The following is a 14,492-nucleotide window of genomic DNA, read 5'->3' as shown; positions in this document are numbered from 1 at the left end:
GGCCATAGCCTTTTTTAAGATTTCATTCTCTTCTTTTAGACGAAGTATCTCTTTTTGCATTTGTTTCCAATCGTTTGGTGTCACTTCTTTTTCATCAACTGTCGCAACAGGAGAATAGGTTTTAATCCATTTATAAATGGTGACTTCAGAAACGCCATATTCGCTACTTAATTCTTTCACTGGTTGTCCAGAACGATACAACTCGACCACCATTTTCTTAAATTCTTCATTATATTTTTGTTTCATCACGGACACTCCTTTTGTAAGCACATTTTATCGACTTAACTTAGTTGTGTCCATGGAAATATACTAACACCAAGTGTATGAAATGTTTCATGCATATAAAGAAAAAAATTATAAAATGTTAAATAGAAATTATCATGATATAGAAGATTTACTTACAGTAGAAATGTATGAAATAAGAAAACAATTGAAGTTACCCCAAATATAAAACGATAAGAAGGCAGAAAGCACTCCAAACAATGAGTGCTTTTTATTATTCCTAAAAGGATGTGAGAGTAAGTGAATAAATATGAAGTTGTATTTAAGGATGGGCAGAGTATTGAAGTAGATGGTGAGGTTTTCTTAGCACGACTTAAATAGATGAGTCTAACCAATTATGCATCCAATTATTTAATTGTCTTGATAAAGTAACCATTGAGTTTTTCCAAGCTCCATACACATATCCAATAATGTCTTTACGTACTTTACTTTGTTTATAGCTAAAGATAGTTTCTTTGAACGTCTTAACGAACACATCAATGTGATCAGTAACAACAAAGTTAACTTTAGTCTTTCTAGCAGCAAGATGTAAACTACTCCATAGTTTATAAATGTCTTTAGCTTATCAAAGTAGTAAAGTTTTAATGAAATAGAACTCCTGACGTGCTATGCTATTATTACTAAATAAAAAGGGCGTTAAATGAGGTTATTATGGAATTTAAGAAAGTGCTTCAAAATAAGAAACAATATATTGACTTGTTATTACTTGCGGATGAGCAAGAAAGTATGGTTGATAAATATCTAGAACGTGGAGATATGTTTGCGCTATTCGACAAGGGTTTAAAGGCTATTTGTGTGGTTAGCAATAATGGAAAAGACATATATGAGATTAAAAACATTGCTACAGAGCCGAAATATCAGGGTAGAGGCTATGGGAAAGCGATGATTGATTATGTATGCAATTACTACCAACCTGTATGTGAAAAAATGTTAGTTGGTACAGGTGATAGTCCTTATACCATACCTTTCTATCAAAAGTGTGGATTCATGGAATCATATAGAGTAAAAAATTTTTTTACGGATCATTATGACCACCCTATATTTGAGGGAGGTAAACAATTGGTTGATATGGTTTATTTAGAAAAGAAATTGAGATAAAAGTTTATGTTGATCTTAACATGTTGAGAGAATGTCTTACGAATTCTATTAATAACAGATAAAAAGTTGTGAGTAAACTCACTGCTTTTTATCTGTTATTTTTAGTTTAACGGAATGTTTGTCAGGAGTAAAATAGGCAATCTTGAATAGGTTTTTTGTATCTTCAAAGACATTTATATTTGGGGGGGAACAATCATTTTTAGCAGAAATGTTGAAAGAATTATGAGGGAGAACACAACAATATAGGATTACAGGTTTAAATAGAGTAATAAAAGTGTAATAACCTTTGTACCAATCTAGCTCATTGTAATAGATATATATGTAACTTAATAAACTAAATAATAGCTTTCTTTTATTATACAAATGTATAATAAAAGTAGATAGTTCCATTCTGTGCATAGGGGAGGTAAACGATTTGACAAAAATACATGTTATAACTGGTGGCACTGGTGGTATGGGTATTGCAATAGCCAAAGGGTTTGAAAAAGATGCAACGATTATTCTTGCTGATGTGTCGCCAGAACGATTGCGAGAAGTAAAGAATGAATTGAATGAACAAGGATATCGTAATATTCAGACGTCTATATGTAATATTACAAATTCTGAAGATGTTAAGGCATTAGTAGAACAAACAAAACAGCTTGGAACGTTAGGCTCTATTATTCACACTGCGGGTGTTTCTCCTGCAAAATTTGGTGCACGTGCAATTCTGGAAATCAATTTAAAAGGAACTGTATTGGTATTAGATGCTTTTGAAGACATTGCGCAAAAGGACAGTGTAGCTGTTTGTATCGCATCCATGTCCGCTTACTTTGCTCCAGATTTAGCATCATTTTCAGAATTATCAAACAATCCATTAGCTGAAGATTTTTTAGATAAAGCTGTTGAACTTGTTCAAGATAATGCTGCAATGGCCTATCCATTTTCTAAAAAGGCAGTTATTGAACTAGTAGAAAAACGTGCTACGACATGGGGACGCAAAGGAGCTCGTCTCGTTTCTGTATCACCAGGCGTTATTATGACACCGATGGGGGAAAAAGAAACGGAAAACAAAGAACGAGCTGAATCTATGAAACAAGCAAATCCACTAGGACGTTTTGGTGAACCTTCAGAAATCTCTAATGTTATACACTTTTTAATTAGCTCGCAAGCGAGCTATATTAACGGTACGGATATTCGTGTAGATGGAGGATCTGTTCCTGTTATGCGTCAAGCAATGAATCGTTAAGCATTTATCAGCTAGAATCATACTTGTGTGCCACTATCTTTTTTGGCGTAATCATACTATGATGAAGAAAAATGATTCGATAGGTGATTCCACTTGAATGAAAAAGATATGCGTGTTATTAAAACGAAACAAAATATTGAACGAGCACTACTACATTTACTTAAAGAAAAATCATTAGGTAGTATAACGGTTACAGAATTATGTGAAGCTTCTAATATTACAAGAAGAACATTTTATTTACATTACGAAAGTGTACAACAACTTTTCGAAGTATTAATACAACATTTATTGAGAGAATTGGATCAATCTATCCTAAAAGCAAAACAGAATCGGCTTACAGCTCAGGATAAATACGAGCCACATTTGAAACAGTTATTTCAGCATGTATATGACTACCAATCTTATTATGAAATAGTTTTTACCCGCCATACACACTTTGCTATATACGATTTATTTTTCAGCCACCTTAAAAAGATTGTGAAAAACTCTCTCTTGGAACTGCGAGAATATACGGAATTATTAGATTTTGAAGTTGCTTATCGGGCAAATGCTACATTAGGTTTAATTTTGGAATGGCAGGCTCAAAAATATAAACAATCTGTAGAAGAAATGAATCAATTAGCGACTACTATCATTCAAAGTCTTTCAGAAATGACTAAAGGGGGAAGTAATTAATGAAAGTAGGTATTTATCACGGAAAACAAGATGTGCGTGTAGAAGAACGATCTATTCCGAAAGTTGGACCAAAGGATGTTTTAATTCGAAATTTACGTGGGGGTATTTGCGGAACAGATATTAATATTATTAAAGCAGGAAATGAAATGGGAATCCGTTTCGGCCAAGAGTTTGGACATGAGCTATTTGGAGAAATCGCTGAAGTTGGTTCAGAAGTGAAAGACATCGCAATAGGTATGCGTGTCGCTGTCAATCCAGTTACAGCTAAACGTGCAGGACGACGTTATTCTCTTGAAGTAGGTGGTTTCTCTCAATATGTATTAATTGAAGAAGCAGCATTGAATTATAACCTATATTTAATTGCTGATGATGTGACTCCAGAAGAAGCAGCTTTAATGGAGCCGATGAGCGTGGGTTTCCATGGTGCTTTCAGCATTAAACCTCAAGTAGGCGAAAATATCGCCGTACTTGGCGCAGGTCCTATTGGACTGTCTGCTGCAGCAAGCTTAATCGGAGAAGGTATAAAAAATGTCGTAGTTGTTGATATGGATGATTGGCGCTTAGCGAAAGCAGAGCAATTAGGTGCTAAAACAGTAAATACTAAAAAAGAAACACTAGCAGAAGGCTTAAGTAAACACTTTGGAACAGTGAATGTGTACGGTGTTGATATGCCAAATGTTGATGGTTTCGTGGATGCTGCAGGTGCTCCAGTTTTATTCAAACAAGTAATGGAAATCGTGAAGCCTCACGCTAGGATCGCCATTATTGCTGTTTATAAAAATGAAGTACCATTAAGTTTAGCACAAGTCATGAGTAAAGAGGTACAAATTGTCGGTGCAAGCGCTTATACACATGAAGACATCGTAAAAGTAATAGACCATATTAATCAAAAGAAAACACCAATAACAACAATGGTCACACATGTATACAAATTAGATAATCTTCAAGAAGCTTTTGATAAAGCGATTTCGGCACAAGAAACAATTAAAGTAATGGTAGATTTAACATAAGGCTTTTTCTAGTTAGTGATTTTGTTAGGTTCCTATTAAACTTGTTCAAATAAATGAGTCATAATAATTGATAGAGAAGGAGAGCTCTTTTCGAAGAAAAGGAGTTCTCCTTCTTTTTGTAAAGGTTTTTTTTCTAAAAGCTTGTGGTTTTGGTGAATAAAACTAGCATAATAGATCGATTAGAATATCAGGTGCGAGACTCTTGAAAGAGTAGCAGGATAGGGAAGACCCCTACGGTATTATATACTGAGAAAGTTCACCACACGCCCGTGGAAAATGAGTATCCTGGTGTTGAATTCAACTTTTACTCACTACTGGTTCATAGGAAAAAATTTACGGAAACAGTTTTTGTAAAATGAATATATGTAATATATATATGACATATGTCATATATATATGCTATAATTGGATTGTAGGAGGTGTAAGAATCATTGAAAGATTTAATTATTAGAAATCGTGTGAAGCTAGTAAGAATAGAGCAAAATAAGCATACACAGGGAGAATTGGCTAAATTGGTTGGGGTAACTAGACAGACGATGAATTTAATTGAAGCTCAAAAATACAATCCTACTATTAAAGTGTGTTTGTTAATTTCGAAATACTTAGAAAAGCCTATAGATCATTTATTTTGGATGGAGGAGTAGACATGAGAAAACTTTTATTTTATTTACCTGCATTGCTAACCCTTTTTGTCATCTTTATATTAGATCAAAGCTGGTTGAAAATTGTATTATTGATTATTCTTGCAATGAGTGTTGTAATCGCAAAATATAAGAGAAGACAATTGGATTTGGAGGATATTGAATATGATGAGAGAGTAAATATCAATATTCGATATTGGTCATTTGGGTTCTTGGTTATTATGAATAGTCTATTAATCTGTTATCTAATATTAGTGTCACAATTTGATATGACAGCATGGTTTACACTGGATTATATGATGCTTTATTTAATTCTTTCTTTGCTCATCGCATTTTATATTATACCTAGTATTGCTAAGAAATTTTAAAATGGGGGAAATCAAAATGAATGCCGATTTATTGATTGTAGGTGGAATTTTACTAGTACTTGGTTTTTTAGTAGGAATTAAAAAGCAGACTTGGTTATTATCTGGATTTAATGAAAAACGTGTTTCTAATAAAGATAAACTAGCTAAATTGGTTGGTGGCTTTGAAGGAATAATGGGTGTGATTTTTATTATCGCGGGGATTTTTTCATTGGAGTACATGAAATGTTTAGTTATGGTATTACTTTTGGGAATGTTTTGTCTTGTAGTGTATTCAAATGTAAAGCTGGTAGATTAATTTTTGAAAATATTATGAAAATAAAATGAAACCTTTGTTGTATGAGGAAATTATTATTTTTGTGAATTTATTGCGGAATATCAGAAATTTTATGAGAATATTGTACTTATTATTGGGAAAAATGTAAATTTTTTTAAAAAACACTAAATAGTATTATAAAGATGTATTATTATTAAACGTATGGAGGTTATCCTGAATAATTTGTAAGGGAGATATTTATATGAAAAAAATAACATTGCTATTATTGTCTGTCATTTTTTTATTGGGAGTTACTGCATGTGGCAGTGAAAAATCATCCTCTACGGCGCCAAGTGTAGATGAACTATTAGCAAATTCAATGAAAGCGAATAAAGAAGTAAAGAGTCTTTCTCAGGAAGCAACGGTTAACACTAAAATAACTGTGTCGCAAGGTGAAACGAAACAAGAACAAAATATGGATATAACGACTAAAGCGGATATTATTAATGAGCCGTTTAAAGCTCGACAAGAAATTAAAATGCCTGTGTCTGAAATGGGTGAGCAAACGATCATTCAATATTTAACGGAAGAGGGCATTTATTCGAATATTAATGGACAATGGGTTAAGGTACCTGATGAAGTTAACGAACAATTTAAGACTAGTATTAAAGAATCTGCTAATCTAGATAGTCAAATAGAGCAATTTAAGTCAATGTCAAAATATTTGAAGCTAAAAGAAGAGAAAGAGCAATATGTGCTTACTGGCGATATTCCTGGAGAGAGCATTAAAGAGATGGCTCAAACGATATTAGAAAAAGCAGCGAGTGGCAATACGGAAACATTAGCCGCAATGGAGCAGCTTGATATTAAGAGTATGAATCTGGTTTATACATTTAATAAAAAAACATCATTGCCTATTAGTACAGTAGTCAAGTTACAAATGGGAATGGAGCAAGATGGACAAAAAGTAGATATGGATTTAAAAATGAACAGTAAGTTTTCAAATTTTAATGGTGTGGACGATATTACTGTTCCAAAAGAGGCTTTGAATAGTACGAACTAACCATAATGGAGGGTGGTCAAAAGTAAAATATGGGGGACATCCTACTAAATTTATACTTCAAAGCACATGACAAATCAAAATTAACTTTTTAGATACAAAATGTATTCATAAAAAGGTAGCTAACATAAAGTGATATGACCTCTGAAAGTGAAACTTTTCAGAGGTCTTTTTCGTGTTAAGAAAGTAAAAAATCTAAGTATATTTTTCGCAAGGTTTGACAATTATTTGTTTTTTGAAAATATAAATATTTCTTATATTCACAAATTGTTTTATTTATTTTTTTTTAAAATACTTCCATAATTGGTCTTTATTCACTACTCATTATTTGTTATATTAACATTGTGAAAAAATTAACAAAGTGAAAGCAGGGTTTAGTTTGGAATTTTTAATTGGTTTATTTTCTCTAGTATTTGTCATTTATTTAGTATTAGGGATTATTGCTGTGTTTAAAAAGAATGGGACAGCAAAGAAAAAGTTTATCATTTCTATAGTATTCTTTGTATTAAGTGCTTTAACGTTACCTGATACGGAGACAACGACAAATGAAAATAATGAAAGCAAATCTACAAATGAAAAAATAGAAAAAGAAGAACAAACAGAAGAAAAAGAAAAGACAAAAGAGTTAACTAAAGAACAAATCAAATCGCAAGTTGAAGTAGGGATGACTTTTAAAGATTTTTCTAATTTAGCTCAAGATGCATTAAATGTAAAACTACATGATTATATTTCGCTTGGTAATAATGTTATAGGGATTCCAATGCAAGCAACTGATGGACTTGTTCTATTAACTTCTGATTTAAAAACTATTTCTGAAATTCATGAATTCGAAAATTTAGACGAAGCTAAAAAGTATGGTTTAGAAGTTGAAGCAAAAGCAAAAGCTCAAGCTTATGAGGATTCCAAAATTAAATTATCAGGAAGTGGCGATTCTGCTACTGAACTTATTAAATTATCTAGTGGATTTGCCGTTTTTGAAGGGCAACACACAGGCTCATCTAACTTTATCGTTAAGTTAATGGACGAAAATGGTAATTCACAAGACTTGTTAGTTAATAAGATTGGAAGCTATAAAGGTAAAACATTCGCGAATATATCTTCTTCAGGTTCATATTATCTTGAAGTAAAAGCAGGAGGGAACTGGAACTTTACCATTACGCAAGGCTTCCCTCTAGAAATGAATAAGGTACCTACATCGTTTAACGGAAACGGTGATGATGTAGTCTTTTTTGAAGCTGATAAGGGAAATTATAAATTTACATTTAACCATTCTGGAAGTTCTAATTTTATAGTGAAACTAAATGGAAGTAGTCTAATGGTAAATAAAATAGGTCAATATCAAGGCAATATGAGAAAGAAATTAGATACAGATGGTGTTTATGTTTTAGTAATACGTGCTGACGGAGACTGGTCGGTTACTATTGAAGAATAGATAAGGGAAATGTAATGTTAAAAGGGTATTAAGCAATGATTTAAAATCACTGCTTAATACCCTTTTCTTATTGTGTAAGCAATCCGTTCAGAATGGCCAACAATTTGATTATTTATGCTCCTAATACATAAAATACATATCTACTCATACCTTCAGCGATAATGAATAGAAGCAATGCTGCATAAACCATTGAGAAATTGATTTTCTTCTGACTTGAAGAAAGAGCAAGATATCCTAATGTTCCTAATCCAAGTGCTTCAATAATCCAACGGATTCCAATAAATCCTGAGTATGTTGCTAATCTTTCAGATGCAGACACACCAGAAATTAATTCGATTTCACCAACATAACCATTAAACATAGCAGCACCGATAATTTGAATACCGATTCCAAATAAACCGAATGCAAAAGCCCATTTCACGATTTTCTTTACTTGTTCACCTTTAACAGAAGGAAGCAATAAGCTTGCTCCTAAAACAGGTCCAAGTGCAAACACTGTTCCAAAGAAAATTAGATAAGTGTTCATATGATCCCAGCCATTTACACGAGTCACTTTGTATAGTTGAGCCATACAAAATACGTCTACTAATCCTACAATAGCTGTAATTAACATCAAAATTGGATTGACTTTCTTTTGAACAATAGCTAGTCCGGCAGTAATACATGCTAATGCAATAAATGCTCCTGTAGCAACAATTTCATTACTCATCCAAGATTGTCCAAATCCTCTCACTGCATTTAAAGCATGAGTTGGTGCTCCTAAATGGAAGAATGAAGCGATTAATCCTACAAGTGAAAGTACAGCAATAACGATGAGTGGCAGCTTCATCATTTTAAATGTATCAGCGGCATCTTTTTTTACAATACCATGTACAAACCATAAAAATAGCATTCCACCGATGGCTGCTGGTACAGCTACAGTTAATATTAACAATGCCCATTCATGCATATAGATTCCCTCCTTTATTTACCTAGTGGTTTAATAACTAGATTTGGTTTTGTAATTGATGAACTTGGTAAACCTTTAATATCAGCATTGTTTCCATACTTTTTGCGTAACTCACTAATCTCACCAAATTCGATTGCTCGCATTGGACAAGAAGTTACACAATGTGGTTCTTCGCCTTTTTTACGTAAATCAAGACAAGTATCACATTTTGTCATCATTCCTAATTCTTCGCTGTATTGAGGCGCTCCATAAGGACAGTTCCATACACAGTATTTACAACCAACGCATTTTTCGTGATCGACAACTACGACGCCATCCTCTGAACGTTTATACATAGCTCCTGTTGGACAGCCTTTCACACAGCCTGGCTCATCACAATGATTACAAGAAATAGATAGGTGCTTCATAGAAACGTTTGGATAAGTTCCATCGATATAGTCATAGACTCTTCTGAAGTTTCTTCCTACCTCCAAGTTATTCGTATCTTTACAAGCAACAACACATGTTTTACAACCAATGCATTCTGCTACATTAATAAAAAATCCCATTTGTGCCATTTTTAGCAACCTCCTTTCCGTTTATATCATTTAAGATCAAGGATTCGTTGATCCCATTTATAGTCTTCTTCTAGTTGTTCTCCGTCCCATTTTTCAACATTACATCTAGCTGTGTTGTAACCAGAAGTACCTAGACCAGTTGGTACATATCCAACTAACATATTGTCTGCACCAGCACGGTCGATTTCATCGTTTTCATCTAAATCAACCCAAGCACCGTGAGGAAGAGCAATTGTACCAGGCATAAGTGTTTCAACAACCAATGCTGGACGTAAAGTTTTACCGTGTTCATTAGACAATAGAACAGTTTCACCAGTTTTAACACCAATTTCATCAGCATCATGCTGGCTAATATATACTGGGTTTGGCCATGCTTCACGTAACCAAGGAACGTTATCAAACGTACTATGTGAGCGTCTTAAGTAGTGTGGATTAAACACTTGGTAAGGATATTTACCTTTTTTCTTTGTTTCAAAGTTTTCAAAAGTAGATTCATATCCTTCTGCTCTTGGTTCATATTTAGGAATTGGTGAAATCTCCGTAAAGGCTGTTTTTGATGCCTCATGAAGAGCTTTACAGTAGATTTCAAATTTTCCACTTTCACTTGATACAGGGTTTTTCACTGGATCATCAATGAAATCTTTATAAGCGATAAATCCGAAGTTATCTCCTTTTTTACGAGGTACTTGATAAATTCCTTTATCTACGAATTCTTTAAGAGGAATTCGACCTTGTTGAGGAGTTCCTTCAACGCCCCATTCTTTCAAATCAGCAGCTGTTATTGTACATAATGGCTCATAATCAACACCATTGTCTTTCACAACCATGCTTCCTGCTAATTTATTAAAGTATTGTTGTTTTTCACTGATTGGATAAAGTTCTTTAGGATCTTTTCCAAGTGCTTTTAGTAATAGTTTAGCAATTTCTTGGTCACTCTTAGCTTCATATAGAGGCTCAGTAATTTTTGACCAAGTAATTAAAATTTCTCGGTTTCCACCTTTTACATTTCCTTCGTTTTCCCATTCTGTTGTAACAGGAAGTACAATATCGGAATATCTAGCATTCGTTGTAAGTGCATAAGCATGTGATACAACAAACTCAACTTTACGATGAGCTTCAATACCTCTCATAATGTTGCTTCTTGTTTGTAAAGTAGCATTGTAGTTATGGTAGATGAATTGAATATTAACATCACGTTCACCTTCGTGTTTTTGTAGATATTTACCTGTTAAAACCGCATCAAAAATTTGATTTTCATTGATTACATTGTCAACTGGATTAGCAATCGATGGTAAGCCATCACCACCACCTGTAAGAAGCATTGGACCCATGTTACCTGCATATTCCCAACAGCTAACACCTGTCATTTTACCTGAACCACCCATTTGTCCAGTCATCATACCTAATGTAGAGAATGCTTGTACCCAACCTTCACCGTTGTTAATACGAGCTGGTGCCCAGCCAGTTAATAATGCAACTCGCTCAGTTCCACCAATTTCTCTTGCTAATTCACGGATTTTTTCTGGTTCAACACCACAGATTTCTGAAGCCCATTCAGCTGTCTTAGGTTGCTTATCATATGTTCCTAATAAGTAATCTTTGAAATTGTCTTTTTTGTCAACACCTGCTGGCATATGCTCTGCATCAAAACCAACACAGTATTTATTTAAGAAATCCCATTTCACTAATGGATTTGATTTTGGATCATCTTCATCTAATAAAGTATGCATAATTCCAAGTGCTAAAGCGTGGTCTGTACCAGGTCGAACTGGAACCCAATCTGCACCAAAGATATTACATGAATCTGTATATAATGGGTCGATTGAGATGAAGCGTGCTCCTGCTTTCTTCGCTTGAAGGTAGTTATAAGTTACGCTACCCATCGTACTCCAAGCTGGATTAGCACCCCATAATACGATTAATTGAGAATTACGTAAATCCAAACGGTCGTTGATACCATTTACATATAAACCTTCGCCGACACCAAGCATATCGTATGTGTAAAGCCAAGCACCCCATGAAATTGTACCTGTACTAGATGTATGTCCACCAACTGCAGACATTACTTTACTAATGTTTTGCTCAGTTGTACCAGTTACCCAAATAGATTCGTTTCCATATTTCTTTTTAATACGTTTTGTTTCAGAAGCAATATGTTCAATAGCTTCATCCCAAGAAATACGTACCCATTGGTCCTTACCACGTAATTCTTTCTTTCCGCCACCTGGCTTCCAGTTTTTACGTTTCATAGGATATTTTAAACGGTCCGCATTAAATACTTGTTGACGTTGAGAACGGCCACGTAGACATCCACGTTGTTGAGGAAAATCAGGTGAATCTTCATGTGTGTCATCTGTTTTTTGACGAACAACAACACCATCTTTTACAAGTACTTTATTTAAGCATCTGCTTCCGCAGTTATGCCAACAAGCAGCTGTCTTCCAAATGCCTTCGCCATCTTCAGCGGCTGTTCCAATATTATTCTCTGCCTTTGCTACAAGGCCTCTAGATACAGGTACAACTGCTGTTGCTGCTACAGCGGAAGTCCAACCAATGAACGATCTTCGAGTCATTTTAAAATCTTGGATTTTCTTTAGTAGATCAATCATTTTGCCCCTCCTGATAATTTATTTTTGAATGAAATCTATATTCAAAAGTTCGTTAAGAACTATTGAATCTAATGCAATAAAGTGTTGTAGGATTTTAGCTAAACCTACATAAAATTTAGTATCCGCATTGTTCACCACTGATTCTGAAAATTGTGGAACAAATCTAGATAAGTGGTTTTTAAGAAAAGTTTGCTGCTCATTTAGTAAATATCTGATTTCAGATAATGAATTAGGCGTAATAGACTCTCCAGATTGAATACACAATTGGTTTAATCGATACATAAAATCTAGTTCTAAACCTATATGGTCATCAGCCTCAATGTAATCGGCCGTTTGGAAAGCATACTTTTCATATATTTTTCTTACTTCAAGAGTAGTTTCTTGAAATAGTAGCTTGTCCTTGCTTACATAAACGGATTCCCAAGGAAACGCGGTGATTTCTCCTGGACCAATGAACATTTTTGTATAATCCCAATGAAGGTCTTCAAAATCTGTACGTTTATGAACAGGATCAAATTCTGCTAGATAGGCTTTAATATCATCAATTCCTTCTTGAATTTCTGATCTATCTTCCTTAAAAGGAAATAGATCAATCATATTCTGATAAACGAATGGTTTTAAATATTCTTCTGAAGGCTCTTCAACGAAAAATCTTCGGAGGATATCATAAGCAAAATCTCTTGCATAAAAAACATTCATAACTTCTTCGATTGATAATTGCTGTTTGGTAGTTTCCATTTTGTCTTCCTTTCTGTTTTCAAGATTGAAAATATGTTTACAAATTTTCAAACTGAAAATATTGCGGAGTTGTATGTTCAAGATGAACTTCGCGAATATTTTGTTTACCGTCTTCATTTTCTACTACGTTAAAAGAGATAAGAATATCGATATCTTCATTTTTTAATAGATTGATTGTATCCAATGGAAATTGTAAAAATTGATATTCTGTATTTGATATAAAGGATCGATTAGCTTGCTTTAATACGCTTTCTACTTTTTTGATATCTTTTCCGAATACTTTAGCTGTCTTAAAATAATAGTCTCTATTCGAAAAATGATATGTTTCATCTAGCGTGACATTATGGTTTTGTTGATAGATTTGTCCAGTAAATTTATTTTCAAGTGAGCAGTAATGAACACCCAGCTTAAGTTTGTGATCAATCGCATAATCAACAAGCTCTAAGCAAAGCTCTTCACTTTCAGCAATGGCTAAACCACCTGCATACCAAAAGTTATAATAGATATCATAAGGTGGATTTTTTAGTGTCATGTTTCTTTCTCTAAACGCTTCTACATTATTAAAGGGAAAACAGAACTCAAGTAAGTTGATGCCGTATACACCTATCTGATCTAAGTCGAGTAATAGTTGCTTCATTGCTGCATCAGTTCCTGGTATAATTGGCATTTCTACCATGACGCTAGGGATATACTGAGTCGCTAGAGAGATTTTATTCAGAATATGTTTCTGTTTTTGCTTAGAATCTTCTAATTTTATGCTGAACCTTATTTCGTCTAATGAAGACTCCTTAAGCTTTTGAAGCAGCTCTTCATTTAATAAATCTCCAGCAGTGTATAATCTAGTATGACTATGCGGAGATATTTCATTTGCAAGTGAGAAAAATTCAATCGTTTCTTTTGGATGTAGAAGAGGTTCTCCTCCAGTTAGTGCAAGATGTGTTATCTTAATACCACTTTTAACCAGATGAATTAACTCATCATTTGTTTTTCTCTGATTTTGTAAATAAAAATGATAATCATCTTGATTTTTGTTAAAACAAAAATAGCAATCACGATGGCACTTTGTTGATATGAAAGATGTGTAGCTTCCTTTACCTGTTTGGCAGGCTTCACAAGCGGTCGAAATTCTATTGTTAGAAACAATGCTTTTTTGATTATTTCTAATGAGTGCACCTTTATCTTTTAAACTCTTCACTTTTTGAAAATAATTTTCTTTTGTAGAAGTTATATTCGATAGTGGAAGTCCGAATTGTTCGAGACTTGCAGTTGTTTCATGTGCAATATTTTGATAAATACTCGCATAGTGTAAGAGTTCTTTATTTGTTATTGTTTTTTCTATATTATTCGATTGAATTGTCATCGTCGTTTAAGTTCCTTTTGCAATATACTTAAGGTAATATATGTGAAAAAGTTCACATGTCTATTTATTATTATAAATAATATTTTTAAGATTGATATTGTTTCCGCGTACGAAAATCATGCTGAATTTTTGTGCACGGATACAAATTGGAATAATACAATTAGAATCACTTGAAAATTTATATTTATGATGTACAATATTTGGTTTAGTTTAAATGAGTACTATATTTTGT

At 33.5% G+C, this 14,492-nt stretch carries 15 protein-coding genes; 9 read left to right on the top strand and 6 right to left on the bottom strand.

Annotated elements, in window-relative coordinates; all coding sequences use genetic code 11:
- On the bottom strand, positions 1 to 246 hold a 246-nt coding region (locus tag BN349_RS13325), incomplete at its 3' end, for a transposase (RefSeq protein WP_019242825.1).
- A gap of 687 nt (positions 247 to 933) precedes the next feature.
- Here BN349_RS13325 and BN349_RS13315 point away from each other — a divergent pair.
- The 9 genes from BN349_RS13315 to BN349_RS13275 all read left to right on the top strand — a co-directional run bounded on the left by BN349_RS13315 (position 934) and on the right by BN349_RS13275 (position 8,047).
- Positions 934 to 1,380, top strand: a complete 447-nt coding sequence (locus BN349_RS13315) for a GNAT family N-acetyltransferase (RefSeq protein WP_019242824.1) — start codon at positions 934 to 936, stop codon at positions 1,378 to 1,380.
- A 415-nt stretch (positions 1,381 to 1,795) separates the two neighbouring features.
- Complete coding sequence (locus BN349_RS13310) at positions 1,796 to 2,608, top strand: SDR family oxidoreductase (protein WP_019242823.1); 813 nt, start codon at positions 1,796 to 1,798, stop codon at positions 2,606 to 2,608.
- Positions 2,609 to 2,701: 93 nt separating this feature from the next.
- Positions 2,702 to 3,283, top strand: coding sequence for a TetR/AcrR family transcriptional regulator (locus BN349_RS13305; RefSeq protein WP_019242822.1), 582 nt, complete (start codon positions 2,702 to 2,704; stop codon positions 3,281 to 3,283).
- The gene (locus BN349_RS13300) at positions 3,283 to 4,293 is read left to right on the top strand and encodes a zinc-dependent alcohol dehydrogenase (protein ID WP_019242821.1); all 1,011 of its coding nucleotides are present in this window, start codon (positions 3,283 to 3,285) and stop codon (positions 4,291 to 4,293) included. The genes BN349_RS13305 and BN349_RS13300 overlap by 1 nt, the downstream gene beginning before the upstream one ends.
- A gap of 431 nt (positions 4,294 to 4,724) precedes the next feature.
- Positions 4,725 to 4,937 (top strand): helix-turn-helix transcriptional regulator, encoded by a 213-nt coding sequence (locus tag BN349_RS13295; protein WP_019242820.1) that lies wholly within the window; start codon positions 4,725 to 4,727, stop codon positions 4,935 to 4,937.
- Positions 4,938 to 4,939: 2 nt separating this feature from the next.
- Positions 4,940 to 5,302: a hypothetical protein gene (locus BN349_RS13290; RefSeq protein ID WP_019242819.1), complete on the top strand. Its 363-nt coding sequence runs from the start codon at positions 4,940 to 4,942 to the stop codon at positions 5,300 to 5,302.
- Between the two features lie 16 nt (positions 5,303 to 5,318).
- On the top strand, positions 5,319 to 5,597 hold the full coding sequence (locus BN349_RS13285) for a DUF3784 domain-containing protein (RefSeq protein WP_019242818.1): 279 nt from the start codon (positions 5,319 to 5,321) through the stop codon (positions 5,595 to 5,597).
- Positions 5,598 to 5,817: 220 nt separating this feature from the next.
- A complete protein-coding gene (locus tag BN349_RS13280) occupies positions 5,818 to 6,618 on the top strand; it encodes a DUF6612 family protein (RefSeq protein WP_019242817.1) in 801 nt (266 codons plus the stop codon).
- A 376-nt stretch (positions 6,619 to 6,994) separates the two neighbouring features.
- Positions 6,995 to 8,047 carry a hypothetical protein gene (locus BN349_RS13275; protein WP_019242816.1) on the top strand — a complete coding sequence of 351 codons (1,053 nt, stop codon included), beginning with the start codon at positions 6,995 to 6,997 and terminating at the stop codon, positions 8,045 to 8,047.
- Between the two features lie 112 nt (positions 8,048 to 8,159).
- Here BN349_RS13275 and BN349_RS13270 read toward each other — a convergent pair whose 3' ends face one another.
- Genes BN349_RS13270 through BN349_RS13250 form a run of 5 tightly spaced genes read right to left on the bottom strand, consistent with a single transcriptional unit; the run spans position 8,160 to position 14,260 of the window.
- Entirely contained in the window at positions 8,160 to 8,996 is an 837-nt protein-coding gene (locus tag BN349_RS13270) for a dimethyl sulfoxide reductase anchor subunit family protein (protein ID WP_019242815.1), read from the bottom strand.
- Positions 8,997 to 9,010: 14 nt separating this feature from the next.
- Complete coding sequence (locus tag BN349_RS13265) at positions 9,011 to 9,553, bottom strand: DMSO/selenate family reductase complex B subunit (RefSeq protein WP_019242814.1); 543 nt, start codon at positions 9,551 to 9,553, stop codon at positions 9,011 to 9,013.
- A 26-nt stretch (positions 9,554 to 9,579) separates the two neighbouring features.
- Entirely contained in the window at positions 9,580 to 12,162 is a 2,583-nt protein-coding gene (locus tag BN349_RS13260; RefSeq protein ID WP_019242813.1) for a molybdopterin-dependent oxidoreductase, read from the bottom strand.
- An 18-nt stretch (positions 12,163 to 12,180) separates the two neighbouring features.
- Complete coding sequence (locus tag BN349_RS13255; protein WP_019242812.1) at positions 12,181 to 12,900, bottom strand: TorD/DmsD family molecular chaperone; 720 nt, start codon at positions 12,898 to 12,900, stop codon at positions 12,181 to 12,183.
- 37 nt (positions 12,901 to 12,937) lie between these two features.
- The gene (locus BN349_RS13250; protein ID WP_019242811.1) at positions 12,938 to 14,260 is read right to left on the bottom strand and encodes a radical SAM protein; all 1,323 of its coding nucleotides are present in this window, start codon (positions 14,258 to 14,260) and stop codon (positions 12,938 to 12,940) included.
- Positions 14,261 to 14,492: the final 232 nt, after the last annotated feature.

It is taken from the genome of Bacillus sp. AP8, assembly GCF_000321185.1.
Taxonomy (GTDB): domain Bacteria; phylum Bacillota; class Bacilli; order Bacillales; family DSM-1321; genus Bacillus_AD; species Bacillus_AD massilioanorexius.
Note: the sequence above shows the minus strand (reverse complement) of the source record. Positions and strands in the feature narration are given on the sequence as shown.

Coding starts and splice junctions, on each gene's coding strand:
- BN349_RS13315 (WP_019242824.1), top strand. CDS start 934: ATGGAATTTAAGAAAGTGCTTCAAAATAAGAAACAATATATTGACTTG.
- BN349_RS13300 (WP_019242821.1), top strand. CDS start 3,283: ATGAAAGTAGGTATTTATCACGGAAAACAAGATGTGCGTGTAGAAGAA.
- BN349_RS13290 (WP_019242819.1), top strand. CDS start 4,940: ATGAGAAAACTTTTATTTTATTTACCTGCATTGCTAACCCTTTTTGTC.
- BN349_RS13285 (WP_019242818.1), top strand. CDS start 5,319: ATGAATGCCGATTTATTGATTGTAGGTGGAATTTTACTAGTACTTGGT.
- BN349_RS13280 (WP_019242817.1), top strand. CDS start 5,818: ATGAAAAAAATAACATTGCTATTATTGTCTGTCATTTTTTTATTGGGA.
- BN349_RS13270 (WP_019242815.1), bottom strand. CDS start 8,996: ATGCATGAATGGGCATTGTTAATATTAACTGTAGCTGTACCAGCAGCC.
- BN349_RS13265 (WP_019242814.1), bottom strand. CDS start 9,553: ATGGCACAAATGGGATTTTTTATTAATGTAGCAGAATGCATTGGTTGT.
- BN349_RS13260 (WP_019242813.1), bottom strand. CDS start 12,162: ATGATTGATCTACTAAAGAAAATCCAAGATTTTAAAATGACTCGAAGA.
- BN349_RS13255 (WP_019242812.1), bottom strand. CDS start 12,900: ATGGAAACTACCAAACAGCAATTATCAATCGAAGAAGTTATGAATGTT.
- BN349_RS13250 (WP_019242811.1), bottom strand. CDS start 14,260: ATGACAATTCAATCGAATAATATAGAAAAAACAATAACAAATAAAGAA.